The organism is Providencia sp. PROV272, from assembly GCF_049901975.1.
Lineage (GTDB): Bacteria > Pseudomonadota > Gammaproteobacteria > Enterobacterales > Enterobacteriaceae > Providencia > Providencia stuartii.
In genome coordinates, this window is sequence record NZ_CP096291.1 from 3,770,805 (window position 1) to 3,790,136 (window position 19,332).

The window sequence follows — 19,332 nt, forward strand, 5'->3', positions numbered from 1 at the left end:
CATTACGCCACCTTATTTGATTCAGCAGGGTCAATTACCCTTCTTGCTTCTGGGCTTTTTTCGCTGCACGTTTTGCTTTTAATTTTGCACTGATTTTCTTCGTTTTGTCAGAGGCTTTTTTACCTTTCGCCTTTGTCTCTGCCTTCTTACCCGCTTTTTTATCCGTTTTCTTGCCATTTTTGTCTGAGCGACGGAATGCTGAATCAGGCTCGAAGTTTTTATCTCGGCTTACATCGCGTTTACCACGCGCGGATTTAGTAGCATTTTTGACTTCTTTTTTCATTTTATCGCGGGCTGTTTTACCCGGATTTTTAGCTTTACGTGTCGTTGAAATCAACGCGAAATCAATCGTACGCTCATCCATATGCACGGCTTCAACACGAATTTCAACTTCATCACCAAGTCGATATGTGGTTCCCGATGATTCACCAATCAAACGTTGACCCACAGCATCATAGCGATAGTAATCGTTATCCAGCGTCGAAACATGCACTAAGCCATCAATGAACAAATCATTAAGGCGTACAAAGAAGCCAAAGCCTGTCACACTGGTAATCAACCCAGTAAACACTTGACCAACTTGGTCTTGCATAAAGTCACATTTTAACCAATCCGCCACATCGCGAGTCGCCTCATCGGCACGGCGCTCAGTCATTGAGCAATGTTCACCTAACTGCAACATGCTATCCATATCGTAGTGCCAGCCACCTGTTGGCGTCCAACGATGATCGGTATGCCCCTGCTCTTTAGCCAGTAAGTACTTGATACCTCTATGCAACGTTAGATCGGGATAACGACGAATTGGCGATGTAAAGTGAGCGTAGGATTTTAAAGCAAGCCCAAAGTGACCTCGGTTTTCTGGATCATAAATGGCTTGCTTCATTGACCGCAAGATCATGGTTTGCAGCAACTCATGGTCAGGACGGTCAGCCACTTCATTCATGACCTGTGCATAATCTTTCGGCTCCGGTTTCATTCCCCCCGGCAAGGTTAACCCTAACTCACTAAATACAGAACGTAAATTCATCACACTCTCTTCTTTCGGGCGATCATGCACACGATACAATGCAGGCTCTTCATGTTTTTCAACAAAACGAGCCGCCGCAATGTTGGCTAAGATCATACACTCTTCAATCAGTTTATGAGCATCATTACGCTCTACAGGCTCAATACGCTCAATACGACGTTCAGCATTAAAGATAAACTTCGCTTCTTCAGATTCAAAAGAGATAGCCCCGCGGTCAATACGTGCATTATCTAACGTTTTATACAGAGCATGAAGCTGTTCAATATGAGGCACTAATGCTTTGTAGTGTTCGCGTAACTCTTCATCACCTTGCAAGATTTTCCATACTTTAGTGTAGGTTAATCTTGCGTGAGAGTTCATCACCGCTTCATAGAATTTATATGATGATAAGCGACCAGATGCCGACACGGTCATTTCGCATACCATACACAAGCGATCGACACCTGGATTCAGTGAACACAGGCCGTTCGATAACACTTCCGGTAACATCGGAACAACTTGTGATGGGAAATAGACCGAGTTACCGCGGCTACGCGCCTCATCATCAAGGGCGGTTTGTTGACGAACATAATAGCTAACATCAGCTATCGCAACCCACAAGCGCCAGCCACCGCCTTTTTTCGGCGCACAGTGTACTGCATCATCAAAGTCACGAGCATCTTCACCATCGATAGTCACGAGTGGCAAATCACGTAAATCGACGCGGCCTTTTTTAGCAGACTCTGGTACTTGTTCATTTAAGTCAGCGACCTGCTTTTCCACTTGAGGGGGCCATGTATGTGGGATTTCATGGGTACGCAAGGCAATTTCGACTGCCATTCCCGTTCCCATACTTTCCCCTAATACTTCAATAATATGACCTACCGCCTGAGAGCGACGCTGTGGTCTCGTGATTAATTCAACCACCACCACGTTCCCCATTCGCGCACCATTAATTTGGTCTTTAGGGATCAAAATATCGAAGCTTAAGCGGCTATCATCAGGCACAACAAACCCCATACCTGACTCAATAAAATAGCGACCAACAATTTGGTTATTACGAGGCTCAAGGACACGGACCACACGTACTTCTGTACGCCCTTTACGGTCCTGACCATAAGCTTGTGCTAAAATAACATCACCGTGCAATGCACGTTTCATTTCGTCTTGTGACAAATAGTAATCTTCTTTTTTACCTTCAACTCGCAAGAAGCCATAACCATCACGGTGACCTATTACTTTTCCTTTGAGGAGGTCTAAACGCTCAGGTAGTGCGTAACATTGGCGGCGGGTAAACACCAATTGCCCATCACGCTCCATTGCACGCAGGCGACGGCGTAATGCTTCTAACTCTTCTTCAGAAGAGAGGTTTAATAATTGTGCAATTTCTTCACGTTTTGCTGGAGCCGAGCGCTTAGTGAGGAGTTCGAGAATGAATTCTCTGCTAGGAATTGGGGAGTCGTATTTTTCTGCTTCTCTTTCCTGAAAAGGATCGCGTGACATCGTTACCTCCGTTGTCATCAGAATTTGTAATTACCGCATCATTTAATCAAGCAGTAATTGATAAAGCGGGCTGTTGTCTTTCACCATATCAGCCAGCGTATGTTTATCGAGTTCTTTTAAAAATTGTTGTATTGCCTGATGAAGCACACCCTTCAAACGGCAGGCTGGCGTAATATGACAAAATTCACCACTACAGTTCACCAGTGTCAGAGGTTCCAGAGCTCTTACTACATCCCCAACACGGATCGTTTCCGCGGGTTGGCCTAGGGTGATCCCGCCATTTTTACCTCGCGTTGCTTTAACATAACCAAGATGACTGAGCTGATTAATAATCTTAACCATATGATTGCGGGAGACTCCATAAACTTCAGTAACTTCTGTGATACTGGTCATTTTCCCTTCAGGAAGGGATGCCAAGTAAATCAGAGCACGTAACCCATAATCTGTAAAACTCGTTAGTTGCACAATCACCTCAAAATTTCGGCTTTGCCAATGGTTATCTGACTTTACCTACTTATTAATTTCAAATTGTAGCGACATCACACCCCGTTACTGTTTTATACCCAATAACTACGACGAATAACGCTTTAATTTGCAACCATAAGCGACCTTTTCATTCTAGTTTAGCTTACCACAAAGAGGTAATATCCCCTCAATAACAATACATATCTATGATTATTTGCCATTATGCGGTGTTTTATTGACATAATTTGACTAATAATATGTCAATAGCGAGTAATGCCATAACGCTAATCATACCTATAATAACATAGATTGCTAAGGCCACTCGTGGATTTGCACTATCTAAAAGGATATTAGAGTGAACCGAAAACCTATATATCACTTTTATCATCAATTCTTTTTAGTTTGCTCATTTTATAATAAGCCATCAGCACATTGAGGATATGATGTAGGATACTATGGAACAACTTGCTGAAATTTATAATGTTATCTCGAACAACACCCTATTAATGACCTCGCTTTTAGTCGTGATCCTGCTGCTCACTTGGTTTGTGGGAAAAGTGATTTTTTTGCGGTTTGCCCGACAGTTGCTACCGTTACTGACTAACTTAACCGATGATGACTTGATTGATGGTGTTGCGAAGAAAATAGCCTCAATTGTCGCTGTAACCTTGGTACTTTACCTTAATCAGTTGCTGCCCTCATTCTCCGATGAAGTCAATATAACCTTCAAAACCATTTGTTGGTCGCTCATTGTGATCAATGGTGCAGGGCTAGTCAATGATGGCCTTGATGTCTTTATTTTACGGCAAACGACCCGAACTTTGCATCGAAATAACTCCATCAAAGGGTATATTGAAATCGCCAAAATTATTGTTTGGATTATTTCATTTATCCTTATTATCGCATTAATGACGGACCAGTCACCTGTCATTATTATTTCCAGTTTTGGTGCAATCGCAGCGGTATTAATGTTTGTATTCCAACATACCTTACTGTCGTTTGTAGCAAATATTTTAGTTTCTAATGGGAAAGTCTTAAAACTTTATGATTGGATAGAGCTACCAAGTAGTAATATTAGCGGTGAAGTCATCGATATCGCACTGCACACCATCACCATTCGTAATTGGGATAACACGATTTCACGTATTCCGACTAAAGATTTTCTCACGGAGAAATACACAAACTGGCAACCCATGTTCTCTTCGGGTGGCCGTAGGATTAAGCGTAGTTTTTATATCGACCAATCATCAATTGAATTTGCAACCGAAGCGTTATTGAATGAATTAAAGAATACGGCACCACTGCGTAAAAGCCTAGAAACGATGCTCGAAGAGAAAGGCGAACTCGGTAATATCAATGAATGGATGATTGACAATGGCGTGACCAATCTCCAATTGTTTAGAAAATATATTTTAAATTGGATAAAAATGCGCGGGGATGTCAGAGCTGATATGTATTTAGTGATCAGAACCATGCCACCAACACCTAATGGTCTTCCTGTCGAAATATACTGTTTTACTCGTTCCACAACTTGGGTGGATTATGAAGAAGTGCAGTCGGAAATATTCGAGTACGTCAACGCATCCGCTAAATATTTCAAATTACGGATCTATCAACACCCATCCGGTAGCGATTTAGCCCATTTAAAACGTGATTAATTGATAAAAAAAACACCGAAATATTCGGTGTTTTTTCTCTAAACCTAAAGATTAGGCTCGATATTATTCAGCGTCAAACGGGTCGCGTAAGATCATCGTTTCTGAACGATCAGGACCTGTTGAGATGATATCAACCGGAACACCAGTCAACTCTTCAACACGCTTGATATAGTCTAACGCAGCTTGTGGTAACAGCGCTCTGTCTTTCACACCGAACGTTGTTTCGCTCCAGCCTGGTAATACTTCATAGACAGGCTCTAAACCTTCCCACTCATCAGCAGCTAATGGTGTTGTTTCAAGAACAGTACCATCTGGACGACGATAGCCTACACAAATTTTTACTTCTTTCAGGCCATCTAAAACGTCTAGTTTCGTCATACAGAAGCCAGACAGTGAGTTGATCTGAACAGCACGGTTAATCGCCACGATATCTAACCAACCCGTGCGGCGCTTACGACCTGTTGTTGCACCGAACTCTTGGCCTTTTTCACGTAGGAAATCACCCGTTTCGTCAAATAACTCAGTTGGGAATGGACCAGCCCCTACACGAGTAGAGTAAGCTTTAATGATACCCAAAACATAGCTTACATAACGTGGGCCTAAGCCTGAACCTGTCGCAACACCACCCGCGGTTGTGTTGGAAGAGGTCACGTACGGATAAGTACCGTGGTCAATATCCAATAAAGTGCCTTGTGCACCTTCGAACATGACTAATTCATTCTTCTGATGTGCTTTATAGAGCAGATCAGAAACATCAACTACCATGCCAGTCAGAATATCAGCGACTGCCATGATATCATCAAGGGTTTTCTGATAATCAACAGCGGGTTCTTTATAGTAATTCACCAACTGGAAGTTGTGGTATTCAACAATTTCTTTTAGTTTTTCAGCAAAGGTTGCTTTGTCAAACAGATCGCCAACGCGCAGGCCACGGCGAGCAACTTTGTCTTCATAAGCAGGACCAATACCACGACCCGTAGTACCAATCGCTTTCGCGCCACGCGCTTTTTCGCGCGCATTGTCTAATGCGATATGATAAGGCAGGATCAGTGGGCATGCTTCAGAAATACGTAAGCGTTCGCGAACAGGAACACCGCGATCTTCTAATTGCTTCATCTCTTTCATCAATGCGTCAGGTGCGAGTACGACACCATTAGCAATAATGCTGATGACATTTTCACGAAGAATACCGGATGGAATTAAGTGGAGAACGGTTTTTTCACCGTTTACAACAAGAGTATGGCCAGCATTATGGCCGCCCTGATAGCGAACTACATATTTAGCACGCTCTGTCAGCAAGTCGACGATCTTGCCCTTTCCTTCGTCACCCCATTGGGTGCCCAGTACGACAACGTTCTTACCCATTTCAAAATACACTCGGTTGCTTAAAAATGAATTCTACCATCTAAAATAATCTGTTCCAGTGATTTTTTGCACAGCAAAAAATTTTTTTCTGGAAAGCAAGAAAAAATGGCCTTTTTTATTTCTGTCATCAATCCAACTGATAGCGACCAGATTAAACAGTATTAGTTTTCCCTGAAAAATCTAATAATTAAAGAGACAGACGTAAAAAAAGCCCGCGAAGCGGGCTTTTCTTTATTAGCTTAACAGTTATTTTAATCCGTTGCACGCAACTTGGTTGGTGCTTTCATAAAGCGGAAGAAGTCTGTGTCTGGGCTTAATACCATCACGTCCTCACCGCTATTAAAGCTGTGCTCATAGGCACGTAAGCTACGGATAAAGGCATAAAACTCTGGGTCTTGGTTGAATGCGTCAGCAAACAGTTTTGTTGCCATCGCATCCCCTTCACCGCGTAGAGTCAATGCTGTACGTTCAGCTTCTGCTAACGTTTCAGTCACAGTTTTATCAGCCACCGCACGGATCTTCGTGGCTTCTTCTTGGCCTTGTGAACGATGCTGACGTGCAACCGCTTCACGCTCTGCACGCATACGCGCATAGATAGCCTCAGAAACTTCGTTCGGTAACTCAATACGTTTGATACGAACGTCAACAACTTCAATCCCTAAAGCAGCCATACTGTTTGCGTTAGCGACTAACGGCGTTAAGTTAGTCTCTTCTTCAACGCGCGCTGCCGCAGAAGCAATCTCTGCATCGACTTCCTTAGTCGATTCATCAGATGCTGAACCTACGTTCAGAGCTTCGCGTACATCAACAGTCAAACGACCACGTGAGTCTGTAATAATATCTTTAACACTCAGACGACCAAACTCAGAGCGCAAACGGTCACTAAACTTACGTTTTAAGAATGTTTCAGCTTGATCTGAGCTACCACCACCCGTTGCCACATAATAACGGCTAAAGTCAGTAATGCGCCATTTCAGGTAGGAGTCTACCATCAAGTCTTTGTTTTCACTTGTCAAATAGCGGTCAGCTTGGATTTCCAATGTCTGAATACGCGCATCAAGCATTTTCACCGTTTCGATGAAAGGCACTTTAAAATGCAAACCTGGCTCATAAATGATAGGTTTATTGTCAGCGTCACGCACAACCTTACCAAAACGCAGCACAATACCGCGATCGGCTTGAGGGACAATAAAAATGGATGCGTAAGCGACTGCCAAAATAGCAATAATAATAACAATTAGCGAATTACGCATGATTATTGTCTCCCTACTCGAACAGTATCACCGCGCACATTACTGCTTTGCTGTGCAGGCTGAGTACCCGAAGATGATGAATTGTTAGTCGTATTTGGATTCATCACTTTTGGTTCTAAGCCCGTTTTTGGTGCTGCTGTATTGTTGTTATTACCACGCATTAATTGCTCTAATGGCAGTACTAACATGCTATTACTCTTATCATTAGCGATAACTTTACGTGTATTACTTAAAACACGCTCCATGGTATCAATGTAGAGTCGTTCACGGGTAATTTCAGGTGCTGCACGATATTCAGGCAACATTTTTGCAAAACTTGCAACCTCACCCTCTGCTTTAAAGACCACACTCGCCTTATAAGCTTCAGCTTCTTCGATCAGTTTTTGCGCATTACCTTTTGCCATTGGTAGCACTTCGTTACGATAAGCATGTGCTTCACGAATCGTTTTTTGCTCTTCTTCCCGTGCTGCAATTACGTCATCAAAGGCAGCCTTAACATCTTCAGGCGGACGAGCAGCTTGGAAGTTAACATCGAGTACCGTAATCCCCATTTTGTATGGCTCTATCGTCGCTTCCAGATCCCTTTGTGTTACATCACGAATAAATGCTCGATTCGTTGTAAGCACTTGTTCCATCGCTGACTGACCGATTACGCCACGGACTGCACTATCAAGTGCCTGACGTAAGCTGTTATCAGGGTTAGTGACGCTGAATAGATATTCTTTAGGATTAGTCACACGATACTGCACGTTCATCTCAACGCGGATCACGTTTTCGTCTGAGGTTAACATCATACCATTCGTCGCTTGTTCACGAACGGTTTCAACGTTAACTGGAATCACTTTATCAATAAAAGTTGGTTTCCAGTTCAAACCAGGTCCGACAATACCACTGTATTCACCAAAGCGTAGTATCACACCTCGGTCACTTTCCTTGATGGTATAAAAACCTGAACCCGCCCATACAACGACGACTGCCGCGAGAGCCAATACACCAAAGCGACCGCTGATTTGGAATGGCTGTTTATTATCACCATCACCACCACCGCTGCCGCCTTTTTTACCGCCAAGCTTGTTGCTCAGCTTACGAAAGAGATCGTCGAGATCAGAAGCCCCACGTTTTCGACCACCTTTATTCCCGCCAGAGTTGCCGCCTTTATTGCCGCTTCCCCACGGATCGCGGTCTTGTCCGTCATTACCGGGCTGATTCCACGCCATGTTTTAGCTCCATATCTTTATGATTGATTTTTCGGGTTAAGAGCAACAAATAACTCTTAATATCAATTCCATTTCCTAGCGATATGTTAAATCACATAGCTAGGCAATTGTTGTTCCTGTTTGCACAAACGCTGCCAATCAACCATCGGCATACGCACCTCAAGGCCAATTGAACCATCTTCTTCCTGCCACTCGCGTTCAATGGCTTGGAGTTGATAAAAACGGCTACGTAAGCGGCCTTCACTCGGTGGCAAACGCATTTCAACGTGTGCGATTTCACCTGAAAGGCGTTCCGTCAATGCTTGTAGCAACAAGGGGATACCGTCACCCGTTTGTGCTGATACCCAGACACGAACAGGCTTGTTATCCTCATTTTTGTCGATACGCGGGATGAAGTCTTCCAGCATATCCACTTTGTTCATGACTAAAAGTGTTGGGATCTCATCTGCTTCAATTTCTTCCAATACACTTTCGACCGCGTGAATATTTTCATCCAAACGGCTATCTGCTGCATCAATAACATGGAGCAATAACGTTGCTTCACGCGTTTCCTGCAGTGTTGCTTTAAAGGCAGCAACCAAATCATGTGGCAAGTGACGAATAAAACCAACAGTATCCGCAAGTACTACTGGCCCAACATCTTCCACGTTAATACGTCTTAATGTTGGATCAAGTGTTGCAAATAGTTGGTCAGCAGCGTAAACATCGGAAGCCGTCATCCGGTTAAATAAACTTGATTTACCGGCGTTGGTATAACCCACCAGCGAAATTGTCGGAATATCCGCTTTATTTCGTGCTTGGCGCCCTTGCTCACGTTGTTTTTCTACTCGGCTGAGACGGGATAAAATTTGGCTAATTTTGCCCCTTAATAACCGACGGTCTGTCTCTAACTGAGTTTCACCAGGACCACGTAAACCAATCCCACCTTTTTGCCGCTCAAGGTGCGTCCATCCTCTTACCAAACGGGTCGATAAATGGCGTAACTGCGCTAATTCAACTTGAAGTTTACCTTCATGTGTCCGCGCCCTTTGAGCGAAAATATCTAAAATCACCCCTGTACGGTCAACGACCTTACATTGGCATAACCTTTCGAGATTACGTTCCTGTGCTGGACTCAGCGTATGGTTAAATAGCACCACATCTGCGCCACTTTCCTTCACAGCTTCAGCGATTTCTTCCGCTTTCCCTTCTCCAACATAATATTTAGGATGGGGAGACTTACGACTGCCTGTTACTATCTGTACAGGTTTCACACCCGCCGATGTCACGAGTGACTCAAATTCTGCCAGATTTTCAGTGTCCTTTTCTTGGGAGAAAAAGACATGCACCAATACAGCCAGTTCACCGCCTTCATACCTATCAAACAAGGGCTATAACCTCTTAGGCTTAATCACTAGAAATACAAAGGAAAAACACAGGTAAAGTCTCCCTACCCATGTTTTCCTTGAATTTTAACGCACAACTGGTATTACTCAGCAGCTTCGCCATCCTGTTGAGTTGAAGCACCAGAGTTGTAGTTACCATTACCCGCACCGCCAGTAGCACTGCCACTATGGTGAGAAACAGGGCGAGCAGGGACAACGGTAGAGATAGCATGCTTATAAACCATCTGACTAACCGTGTTTTTTAGTAAAATGACAAACTGGTCAAAAGATTCAATCTGACCCTGCAATTTGATGCCGTTAACCAAATAAATTGAGACCGGAACCCTTTCACGACGTAATGCGTTCAGGAACGGATCTTGCAAAGATTGCCCCTTAGCCATTCTATGTTTTCCTTATTTTGTTGTTTTTAAATGAGAACCTTTCGATTCCAAAAATTAACTACTCAAAAATTGCGCTTAGCGTTCTAATTGTACACAAACCATAGCTCTATGCACATACAACCTGCATAACAGCCTTAAGCGCTTGCTGTGGTTGTTCACTATCTAACCAATGAACATTTTCCCAGCTTCTCAACCAGGTAATTTGACGTTTTGCCAATTGGCGTGTTGCACAAATTCCCCGATAAACCATTTCATCATAATCTGTTTCGCCTTCTAGGTACGACCACATTTGCCGATACCCCACACAACGAATAGAGGGTAAATCAACATGGAGGTCACCCCGTTCATAAAGAGCACGAACTTCCTCTTCAAAACCGGCGTCTAACATCTGATGAAAACGTTGTTCAATGCGCTGATGTAAAATTTTACGATCTTGGGGCGCAATAGCAAATTGAAACACATTATAAGGTAATTCTTCACCTGCTGTTTGTGTCATTTCAGTCAAAGTTTGCCCTGAAATGAGATATACCTCTAAAGCTCGGGATAATCTTTGTGGATCATTAGGATGAATCCTCGCTGCCGCAACCGGATCGACCTCCGCTAAACGACGATGGATTTCACCCCACCCTTGCTGCTGTGCAATTTTTTCAATCTCAGCACGAGTAGCGGGATCTGCAGAAGGCAAAGGCGAAAGCCCCTCTAGTAATGCCTTAAAATAAAGCATTGTGCCCCCCACAAGTAATGGAATTTTACCTTGAGAAGTTATTTCCTCCATTACATTTAATGCGTCTCGCCGGAAATCAGCAGCGGAGTATGGTAAAGAGGGATCGAGTATATCGATCAGACGATGAGGCGCTTGACTAAGCTCCTCTGCATTTGGCTTCGCTGTGCCGATGTCCATACCACGGTAGATCAACGCCGAATCGACACTGATTATCTCAACAGGCAAGTGTTGGCGTAGAGCAATAGCTAACGCTGTCTTGCCTGAGGCCGTTGGCCCCATCAGGAATATTGCATTCGGTTTTTTCTGAGTTACAAGTTCACTCATTTGTTAGTGTAGCTACCACGGATTGTAAATTAATTAATTGTAATAATGTTGGTGACGGCTTTTTAACATACTGCGGACAAAGCCGCTCAACATCAGCGAGTAACTGAACTGCTTGTGCTAAGCTCCAGCTTTCTTGTGTTTTTTCTTGTGAAACTGTTTTTGCAAGCCATTGAGCAATATCTTGACGAGATGCCTGCTCTTTTGTCGACAAAAAATTCAGTAAACCCGAAAAAAGCTGAGATAAATTTTGCGTTCTTAACGGTAACGATACCGCATGAATAGTTACTTTTCCATGAGATATCGTGGCTTCAATACCAAATAATGTCAATTGTTCCTTGTTACGCTGAAAAACCGCAATTTCATCAGAATTAAGTGATAATTTTAGCGGGATCAACAACGGTTGAGGTTTTAACGCTTCGCCATCAGGTGATAACTGAGCCAACTTCAGTAAATAATTTGCTTCTGATAAGGATAACAGGATTAGCCCTAATGAAGACTCAATTAATGCAAAGTTTTTTGCGTAAATTGTCAATACTTTGCCAAATGTGAAGTTATTGGTATTTTCTTCCACTGATTGCGAAGAAACTGCTGGAACATCTAATGGTTGCCGACTAGGAAATAGTGGCTTTTTATCTTCTTCAGCAACAGGAACAGACATCAATGCTTGGTACAGTTGCCCCGCTTTTCGGTCATAATGCGTATTAGAAGGCGTAAACGCGCTTTTTTCTCGACTAAAATGATTTGTTGATGTCGGCGATGTAGCCGCTACGGAAGGGGCTGAATGCGAACGACTACTGCCCGTGCTGTCATGTTGCTGTTGCGCCGTGCGACTCGTCTCATTTTCATCGTTTTCATTGAGCGTGGATGATGACGAAAAGTAGTTGTCTCCCGCGGATGAACGATTAGTTAATTCATGGGTAACAGGTTCAATACCGGGCAACTCATCTGGCTCATGCGCATTTAATAAGGCCGTTCTCACACCTTGATAGATAAAATCATGCACTAGCCGAGCTTGGTGAAAACGCACTTCATGCTTAGCAGGATGGACGTTAACATCCACTTGTTGGGGGTCAATGGTCAAATAAAGGACATAGGCTGGCTGTTGATTATCATCAAGATGCCCTTCATACGCTTGGCGGATCGCATGGTTAATTAACCTATCGCGCATCATTCGACCATTTACATAACAGTACTGAATATCACTCACTGGCGTCGAAGACGGTGAAACCACCCAGCCTTTAATGCCAAGGTCACCATGCTCCCAAGACATCGCTAGCGCCCCCTGCATAAAGCCTGTGCCACAGATGTTTGCCAACCGCCGCTCTTGTTGAGCTTCCCCTTTTGCAGCGCGGTACTGTTTCACCAGCTTCCCATTATGGTTCAAATTGATTGTCACATCAGGGCGAGAAAGTGCGATACGCCGGACGACCTCATCAATATGGCCAAACTCGGTTTTTTCGGTACGCATAAATTTGCGACGCGCTGGCGTATTGTAGAATAGATCAAGCACTTCTATGGTGGTGCCATTTGGGTGAGCGGCGGGTTTGACGGTCACCGCCATATCTCGCCCTTCCGCATAAGCTTGCCACGCCTCTGATTGCTCAGCCGGTTTTGATGTGAGCGTCAAACGAGAGACGGAGCTAATACTCGCCAGTGCTTCACCACGGAACCCCATACTCATGATGGCTTCTAGGTCATCTAACGTGGCAATTTTGCTGGTCGCATGGCGCGCTAACGCTAAGACCAGTTCATCTTTGCTGATCCCACTACCATTATCGCGAATACGGATCAGCTTCTCTCCTCCACGTTCAATATCGATGTCGATGCGTGTTGCACCTGCATCGAGACTGTTTTCAACCAACTCTTTAACCACTGAGGCAGGGCGTTCGACAACCTCGCCGGCAGCGATTTGGTTAGCAAGTTGGGGAGAGAGGATCTGTATTGCCATCACCATCCCCCTTAATTAGGTGCCGCTTGCAACGGATTTGCAAGGAAGTATTGCCGCAAACCTTGGTGGATAGCTTCGGCGACCTTCTCTTGATAGTCATTGGATTTAAGCAACTGCTCTTCAGCGCTATTACTAATAAACCCTGTTTCTACCAGAATTGAAGGAATATCAGGCGAACGCAAAACCCCAAGGCTGGCATGCTCTGGGCTACGTTTATGAATATTACCCACTTTTCTTAATTGATGGAGTACTTGTACCGCCACATCATAGCCAACCCGCTGTGAATGACCGAATTGTAAATCGAGTACCGCTTGGCTCAAGTAAGGGTCTGCACCACTTAATGCATCGCCTGCTCCACCTAATAGCTCGGATTGTTTCTCACGTTGTTCCAACCAGTTACCTAATTCACTATTCGCACGTCGATTTGACAATACCCAAACAGAAGCGCCTCGCGCACTACTATTTGGTGCAGAGTCAGCGTGAATAGAAACTAACATGTTAGCCCCTTTCTTACGTGCAACATCTGAACGCCCACTGACAGAAATAAAATAATCACCATCTCGGGTCATCGCTGGCTTGAACATAGGGTCAGCCTCAAGTTTTGCATACAGTTTACGTGCAACACTTAACGTAACATCTTTTTCTCGATAGCCGTTTTTACCAATCGCCCCGGGGTCTTTGCCACCATGCCCAGCATCAATAGCAATCACGACCTGTTTTGCCCCCTTGGGCATTGTTTTATTGGTTTTAACTGGTGCAGGTGCAACAGCTGGTCGCTGTGCCTGCGAATTCATTTTTAACGGTTTATCTTGCACCGCATTATTAGGCACTTGCATCGGTTGAGTCGTATTATTGAAAGACGTTGGTGCACGACTTTGCCCCGAGGAAAGCGTAAATACCACTTGATACTGCCCAGCGACTTGTTTCAGCGACGTTTGTACTTTTGCCGCTTTTGACAGTTCCAATACGATACGTTTGTGTCGGCTATCCGGTGGCTGGCTGGTACGAACCACTTTAACCAAATCACCAGCAGGCACTCTCATTGGTAGGCCGATAATTTCGCCATTTTGCTTAACATCAATAACTAGCCGCTCTGGCGAATGCAGGGGAAAATATTTGTAATCAGGCTTACCATCCATGAAGGATAGTGTCACCTGTGCATTTGATGGGCTATTATCAACCTGTATGTTCGATAAGGTCGCCGCCTGTACAGGTCGTGCAACTAACCATAATGCAACAATCATCAACAGCAATAAGAAGGAGAAAAAACTTCTTTTTGTTATTTTTCTCGGCAATGCATTCGTCATGAGCAATATATCCCTTAGAGTGCTTGTAATTCTTCTAACAACGACTCCCCATTTGCAGAAAAAGCAATAAAGTGAGCCTGACGCCCTTCATCCTGATAAGTCAAATGGAGTTCAAGATCCGCTTCTGGCAGAAAACCTTTGCCTTGTTGAGGCCATTCCACTAAACAGATCGACTCAGGGGAAAAATAGTCTCGGATCCCCATAAATTCCAATTCTTCTGGATCAGCTAAACGATAAAGATCAAAATGAAAAACCTGCCCATCAGGAAGATCATAAGGCTCCACAAGCGTATACGTCGGGCTTTTTACGTGACCTTGGTGCCCGAGTGCCTGTAAGAAACCGCGACTAAATGTCGTTTTGCCAGCGCCCAAATCGCCATACAAGTTAATCACGACGCCTCGTTGACAGGCATTTGCGACAGCGCGCCCTAGCGCCACTGTTTGCTCTTCGTTGGCAAGTTGTAAAATACGTTCTTTCATGGAAAGTTCAATCAGCTATAGTAAGGAAAAATAGATCAATATAGATATAATGACTATATTAACCTAAGCCGATCCATTTTTCTTAAATAACATTACAGAAATATTTAGATAGTGGATATCAGATAAGCGACCAATCCTGTTACATCACACAACAGGGCATCAGTGATGATTTTGTGAAATCACGGGATCATGGTAAAGTGCCCCTGCAATTTCACTCAGCTTAGCATCAATATAAAATCTAATGGCAACACATCTCGATCTCAACCTTCTTGCACAAAATATCAAACAATGGGGGAGTGAAGTTGGCTTCCAGCAAGTCGGTATTTGTGACACTGACCTTTCCCTTGAAGAGCCAAAATTACAGGCATGGCTCGATAAGCAATACCACGGTGAGATGGCGTGGATGGCACGCCATGGGATGATGCGAGCAAGACCTCACGAATTACATCCCGGCACATTGCGCGTGATCAGCGTGCGTATGAACTACCTGCCTGCAAAAGCAGCTTTTGCCAGCACATTAAGTAACCCTGAATTAGGTTATATTAGCCGCTATGCACTAGGTAGAGATTACCATAAGCTATTAAAAAAGCGCTTGAAAATGCTCAGTGATCGCATCTTGGCATACTGCCGAGAACATATCTGCTCTGACGATCTCAATTTTCGCCCATTTGTCGACTCTGCCCCTATTTTAGAACGCCCTCTCGCCGTCAAGGCAGGCTTAGGCTGGACAGGCAAGCATTCGTTGATCCTTAATCGTGAAGCTGGATCGTGGTTTTTTCTCGGTGAACTTTTAGTTAATTTACCTCTTCCTATCGATCAACCTGTTGAAGAGCAGTGTGGTCGCTGTGTGGCCTGTATGACCACTTGCCCTACCGGCGCGATCGTTGAACCTTATGTCGTCGATGCTCGCCGCTGCATTTCTTATCTAACCATTGAGCTTGATGGCCCGATCCCGGAAGAGTTTCGCCCACTGATGGGGAATCGGATCTACGGCTGTGATGACTGCCAATTGATCTGCCCTTGGAACCGTTTTTCACAATTAACCGATGAACAAGATTTTAGCCCAAGACGCGTATTACACACGCCCGAACTTCTTGAACTATTTAGCTGGGATGAAGAGACTTTCCTAAAAGTGACTGAAGGTTCAGCAATTCGCCGCATTGGTTACTTAAAATGGCTCAGAAATATCAGTGTCGCGTTAGGCAATGCCCCCTATCAGGACACGATTGTCAACGCATTGCACTCACGGTTAGGCATGGGGGAGATGTTGGATGAGCATATCCAATGGGCAATACAACAACAATTACAGCGCCGAGAAGAAAACCAAGTAACTATTCAAACTTCACAGCAGAAACGCCTTGTACGCGCCATATCTAAAGGTTTACCTAGGGATGCTTAAAAATAATACACCCCTATACTGCAAACGAATAAAAATCAACTCCGTGTGAATAAAATAAAAAATTGCTTAGCTGACAATAGGTAAAGAATTTGCAAGCTAGGTTAGCCACATTTTAAACAAAAATATTTACTATTAAATTCAGTAAGATATCTATCACCACGAAGCAATAGCTTTTTGGAATATGTGCGATTACCTATCATGCTATCCTGTGGATAACTCGGTGCATTAAAGTATTACAGACGCGTAAAAGCACCACAGCATTGATGATAGGTTGTGGATAACTTATTAATGATAGGAAATTAAATAAGTCCTCTTTTTTACTACTCTCAGCAAAATTAAAGCGCTTAAAACACAAGGTTGGTACAAAAAAGTCACTGAAACTGCAAAAATCGGCTTTTTTGTTTATTATTACAACTGAAATTATAACAATTTGGATACTTATTGATCGCCCCTATTGGTCAGGGGGTGGCTATTCTATGGCGACAAGTTAATGAATGCAAGCAGAAAAAACCGCAAGATCTGAAAAAGATCCCAAAGAGTGTGATGATCATCACTCTCTGCCGATCATCACTAAAAGAAAAGCATTTGTTGATGAATAAACCGATTCGAACGCAATTCACCTAGTGCATCAAATAGGTGTCATTTCTTAATGAAAGCAGTTGGATTTTTAACAATAAGAGGTAAGAGACTAAGGATTTTGGAGCGGGAAACGAGACTCGAACTCGCGACCCCGACCTTGGCAAGGTCGTGCTCTACCAACTGAGCTATTCCCGCAAAATACTTTCTTTTTGCTTTACCGTACTCATGAAAATCTTCATCGGTACGGGGAGCGCATTATACGAGAAATTGCACGGCAGGCAAGCCCCTTGGCTCAATTTTTTCACTTTTTTATTTGTTTGCTGATAAATTGGGCATTGTGATGATTTTATCAGCGTTGCAAGTAAACTTCTGATTTCAATCAGTTAACATTTTTTACTTTTTTCTAAAAACGCATCGCCCAATGACGTCCATGCCATGAAAACCCGAATGCCTGTTACTTATACTTTTAACGCGCTGTGATAAATTAACCGCTAAAAAAATTGGCCACCTTTTGGTCGCCAATTTCAGTTTTCTGCTTTGATTATTTGATAAAGGTCTCACGGTAATAAGCCAATTCTGCAATAGACTCGCGAATATCATCTAAAGCTTGGTGTGTGCCTTTTTTAGTGAAGCCCGCGAGAATTTCAGGTTTCCAGCGACGAGCTAACTCTTTTAGGGTGCTAACATCAAGGTAACGATAGTGGAAATAGCTTTCTAACTCAGGCATGTAGCGGAATAGAAAACGACGGTCTTGACCAACGCTATTCCCACAGATTGGTGATGCCCCTTTTGGTACCCACTGCTCTAGAAACTCAATCGTCGCTAATTCAGCTTCACGCTCACTGAAAGTACTGCTTTTAACGCGTTCAACCAAGCCACTTGCTGTATGGGTATTCACATTCCATTCATCCATCAAATCCAATTGTGCTTGTGTTTGATGAACCGCAATGACAGGACCTTGTGCTAAAATATTAAGCTGACTGTCGGTAACGATAGTGGCAATTTCGATAATACGGTCACGCTCAGGATCGAGACCCGTCATTTCTAAATCGATCCAGATTAAATTATTCTCATTCTTTTGCATCATATACCCTAACTTGATCCAATGGAGTTCGTGTATGATAACGCGTTTGAGGTATCGACGCGATCCACTCAAGTTAGTAAACAAGAAAACTCAGCCAACAATATCAAGAGAGGTCAGGTGGCTAAGCAGAAACTGTCAAAAGGCCAACAGCGCCGAGTACAGGCAAATCATCAAAAAAGACTTAAAAAACAAAAAGTCACTGAGATTGATGACAGCCTATTAGGAGAAGCGCAAGAAGGGCTAGTGATCAGCCGATTTGGGCAACATGCTGACATCGAAGCAAGCGATGGCACATTACAGCGTTGTAACTTACGCCGAACTATTTCATCTCTCGTCACAGGAGATCGCGTAGTTTGGCGCCCTGCGTTGAATACACAAGCCGATATCAAAGTTAATGGCATTGTTGAAGCCGTTCACGAACGCCACTCCGTCCTAACACGCCCTGACTATTATGATGGGCTAAAGCCTATTGCTGCAAATATTGACCAAATCGTGGTCGTTTCCTCGATTTTACCCGAGTTATCTCTGAATATTATCGATCGCTATTTAGTGGCTTGCGAAACTTTAGGCATCCAACCCATTATTGTCCTAAACAAAATTGACCTATTAGACCAAGAAAACCGTGAATGGGTCAGCGAATTAATGACTATTTACAGTGATATTGGTTACCAAGTACTGGAAGTTTCTAGCCATACCAACGAAGGAATGGAAGCACTTACTAACGCACTGATCGGCAAAATATCAGTGTTTGTAGGTCAATCTGGCGTTGGCAAGTCCAGTTTACTGAACGCTCTTTTGCCTCATAATGAAGAAACCATTTTAGTCAATGACGTTTCAGATACTTCAGGGCTAGGCCAACACACCACAACGACAGCGCGGTTATATCATTTTCCGTTAGGTGGCGATGTCATTGACTCCCCGGGAGTACGTGAATTCGGCCTATGGCACCTTTCTACGGAACAAGTAACAAAAGGTTTTGTCGAATTTAAAGACTATTTAGGTGGCTGTAAGTTCCGCGATTGTAAGCATTTGGATGATCCCGGTTGTCTACTGCGTGAAGCTACGGAAGAAGGGAAAATCGCCGAATCACGGTTTGAAAATTATCATCGTATTTTGGAGAGCATGGAACAGATTAAGCCTCGTGGGAATTTTACGGGTAAAGATAAGTAGTTTTGACTTAACGACTCACTAACCAAGTGAGCGAGTACTTACATTTATTTTGGTAGGTGATTCATCAATGGTAAAGATTTTTAAGC

15 protein-coding genes and 1 tRNA gene are annotated in these 19,332 nt (G+C 43.6%); 3 read left to right on the plus strand and 13 right to left on the minus strand.

From position 1 onward, the window contains the following. Positions 1 to 34: 34 nt before the first annotated feature. Together rnr and nsrR are read right to left on the minus strand one after the other, a co-directional pair. Positions 35 to 2,509, minus strand: coding sequence for a ribonuclease R (gene rnr / locus M1E93_RS17495; protein ID WP_040132542.1), 2,475 nt, complete (start codon positions 2,507 to 2,509; stop codon positions 35 to 37). Between the two features lie 42 nt (positions 2,510 to 2,551). Beyond that, the gene (gene nsrR / locus M1E93_RS17500) at positions 2,552 to 2,974 is read right to left on the minus strand and encodes a nitric oxide-sensing transcriptional repressor NsrR (protein ID WP_014657306.1); all 423 of its coding nucleotides are present in this window, start codon (positions 2,972 to 2,974) and stop codon (positions 2,552 to 2,554) included. Between the two features lie 455 nt (positions 2,975 to 3,429). Between nsrR and M1E93_RS17505 the strand changes: the two genes are divergently transcribed. Then, positions 3,430 to 4,632 carry a mechanosensitive ion channel family protein gene (locus tag M1E93_RS17505; protein ID WP_104873168.1) on the plus strand — a complete coding sequence of 401 codons (1,203 nt, stop codon included), beginning with the start codon at positions 3,430 to 3,432 and terminating at the stop codon, positions 4,630 to 4,632. A 63-nt stretch (positions 4,633 to 4,695) separates the two neighbouring features. Here M1E93_RS17505 and M1E93_RS17510 read toward each other — a convergent pair whose 3' ends face one another. The 9 genes from M1E93_RS17510 to tsaE all read right to left on the minus strand — a co-directional run bounded on the left by M1E93_RS17510 (position 4,696) and on the right by tsaE (position 15,014). Continuing rightward, a complete protein-coding gene (locus tag M1E93_RS17510) occupies positions 4,696 to 5,997 on the minus strand; it encodes an adenylosuccinate synthase (protein ID WP_014657305.1) in 1,302 nt (433 codons plus the stop codon). A 251-nt stretch (positions 5,998 to 6,248) separates the two neighbouring features. Then, positions 6,249 to 7,250, minus strand: a complete 1,002-nt coding sequence (hflC, locus tag M1E93_RS17515) for a protease modulator HflC (RefSeq protein WP_004915648.1) — start codon at positions 7,248 to 7,250, stop codon at positions 6,249 to 6,251. 2 nt (positions 7,251 to 7,252) lie between these two features. Next, positions 7,253 to 8,467 carry an FtsH protease activity modulator HflK gene (gene hflK, locus M1E93_RS17520; protein WP_004915644.1) on the minus strand — a complete coding sequence of 405 codons (1,215 nt, stop codon included), beginning with the start codon at positions 8,465 to 8,467 and terminating at the stop codon, positions 7,253 to 7,255. An 86-nt stretch (positions 8,468 to 8,553) separates the two neighbouring features. Next, positions 8,554 to 9,834, minus strand: coding sequence for a ribosome rescue GTPase HflX (gene hflX / locus M1E93_RS17525; protein ID WP_104873167.1), 1,281 nt, complete (start codon positions 9,832 to 9,834; stop codon positions 8,554 to 8,556). 101 nt (positions 9,835 to 9,935) lie between these two features. After that, positions 9,936 to 10,232: an RNA chaperone Hfq gene (hfq, locus tag M1E93_RS17530; RefSeq protein WP_004915637.1), complete on the minus strand. Its 297-nt coding sequence runs from the start codon at positions 10,230 to 10,232 to the stop codon at positions 9,936 to 9,938. 106 nt (positions 10,233 to 10,338) lie between these two features. Continuing rightward, positions 10,339 to 11,280, minus strand: coding sequence for a tRNA (adenosine(37)-N6)-dimethylallyltransferase MiaA (gene miaA, locus M1E93_RS17535; protein ID WP_004915633.1), 942 nt, complete (start codon positions 11,278 to 11,280; stop codon positions 10,339 to 10,341). Then, positions 11,273 to 13,228, minus strand: a complete 1,956-nt coding sequence (gene mutL, locus M1E93_RS17540; protein ID WP_426207038.1) for a DNA mismatch repair endonuclease MutL — start codon at positions 13,226 to 13,228, stop codon at positions 11,273 to 11,275. Before mutL ends, miaA begins: the two co-directional genes overlap by 8 nt. Positions 13,229 to 13,239: 11 nt before the next feature. Next, a complete protein-coding gene (gene amiB / locus M1E93_RS17545; RefSeq protein ID WP_036942650.1) occupies positions 13,240 to 14,535 on the minus strand; it encodes an N-acetylmuramoyl-L-alanine amidase AmiB in 1,296 nt (431 codons plus the stop codon). Positions 14,536 to 14,549: 14 nt separating this feature from the next. Next, the gene (tsaE, locus tag M1E93_RS17550) at positions 14,550 to 15,014 is read right to left on the minus strand and encodes a tRNA (adenosine(37)-N6)-threonylcarbamoyltransferase complex ATPase subunit type 1 TsaE (RefSeq protein WP_004915627.1); all 465 of its coding nucleotides are present in this window, start codon (positions 15,012 to 15,014) and stop codon (positions 14,550 to 14,552) included. A gap of 241 nt (positions 15,015 to 15,255) precedes the next feature. On the opposite strand from tsaE, the gene queG reads away from it, so the two are divergent. Further along, complete coding sequence (gene queG / locus M1E93_RS17555; RefSeq protein WP_104873166.1) at positions 15,256 to 16,413, plus strand: tRNA epoxyqueuosine(34) reductase QueG; 1,158 nt, start codon at positions 15,256 to 15,258, stop codon at positions 16,411 to 16,413. A gap of 698 nt (positions 16,414 to 17,111) precedes the next feature. Here the strand turns inward: queG and M1E93_RS17560 are convergent. Both M1E93_RS17560 and orn read right to left on the minus strand, forming a co-directional pair. Then, positions 17,112 to 17,187, minus strand: a tRNA-Gly gene (locus M1E93_RS17560). A 346-nt stretch (positions 17,188 to 17,533) separates the two neighbouring features. After that, positions 17,534 to 18,076, minus strand: a complete 543-nt coding sequence (gene orn / locus M1E93_RS17565; protein WP_014657301.1) for an oligoribonuclease — start codon at positions 18,074 to 18,076, stop codon at positions 17,534 to 17,536. A gap of 117 nt (positions 18,077 to 18,193) precedes the next feature. Here orn and rsgA point away from each other — a divergent pair, with 117 nt between their 5' ends. Continuing rightward, positions 18,194 to 19,246 carry a small ribosomal subunit biogenesis GTPase RsgA gene (rsgA, locus tag M1E93_RS17570; protein ID WP_040133385.1) on the plus strand — a complete coding sequence of 351 codons (1,053 nt, stop codon included), beginning with the start codon at positions 18,194 to 18,196 and terminating at the stop codon, positions 19,244 to 19,246. The last annotated feature ends 86 nt before the right edge of the window (positions 19,247 to 19,332 follow it).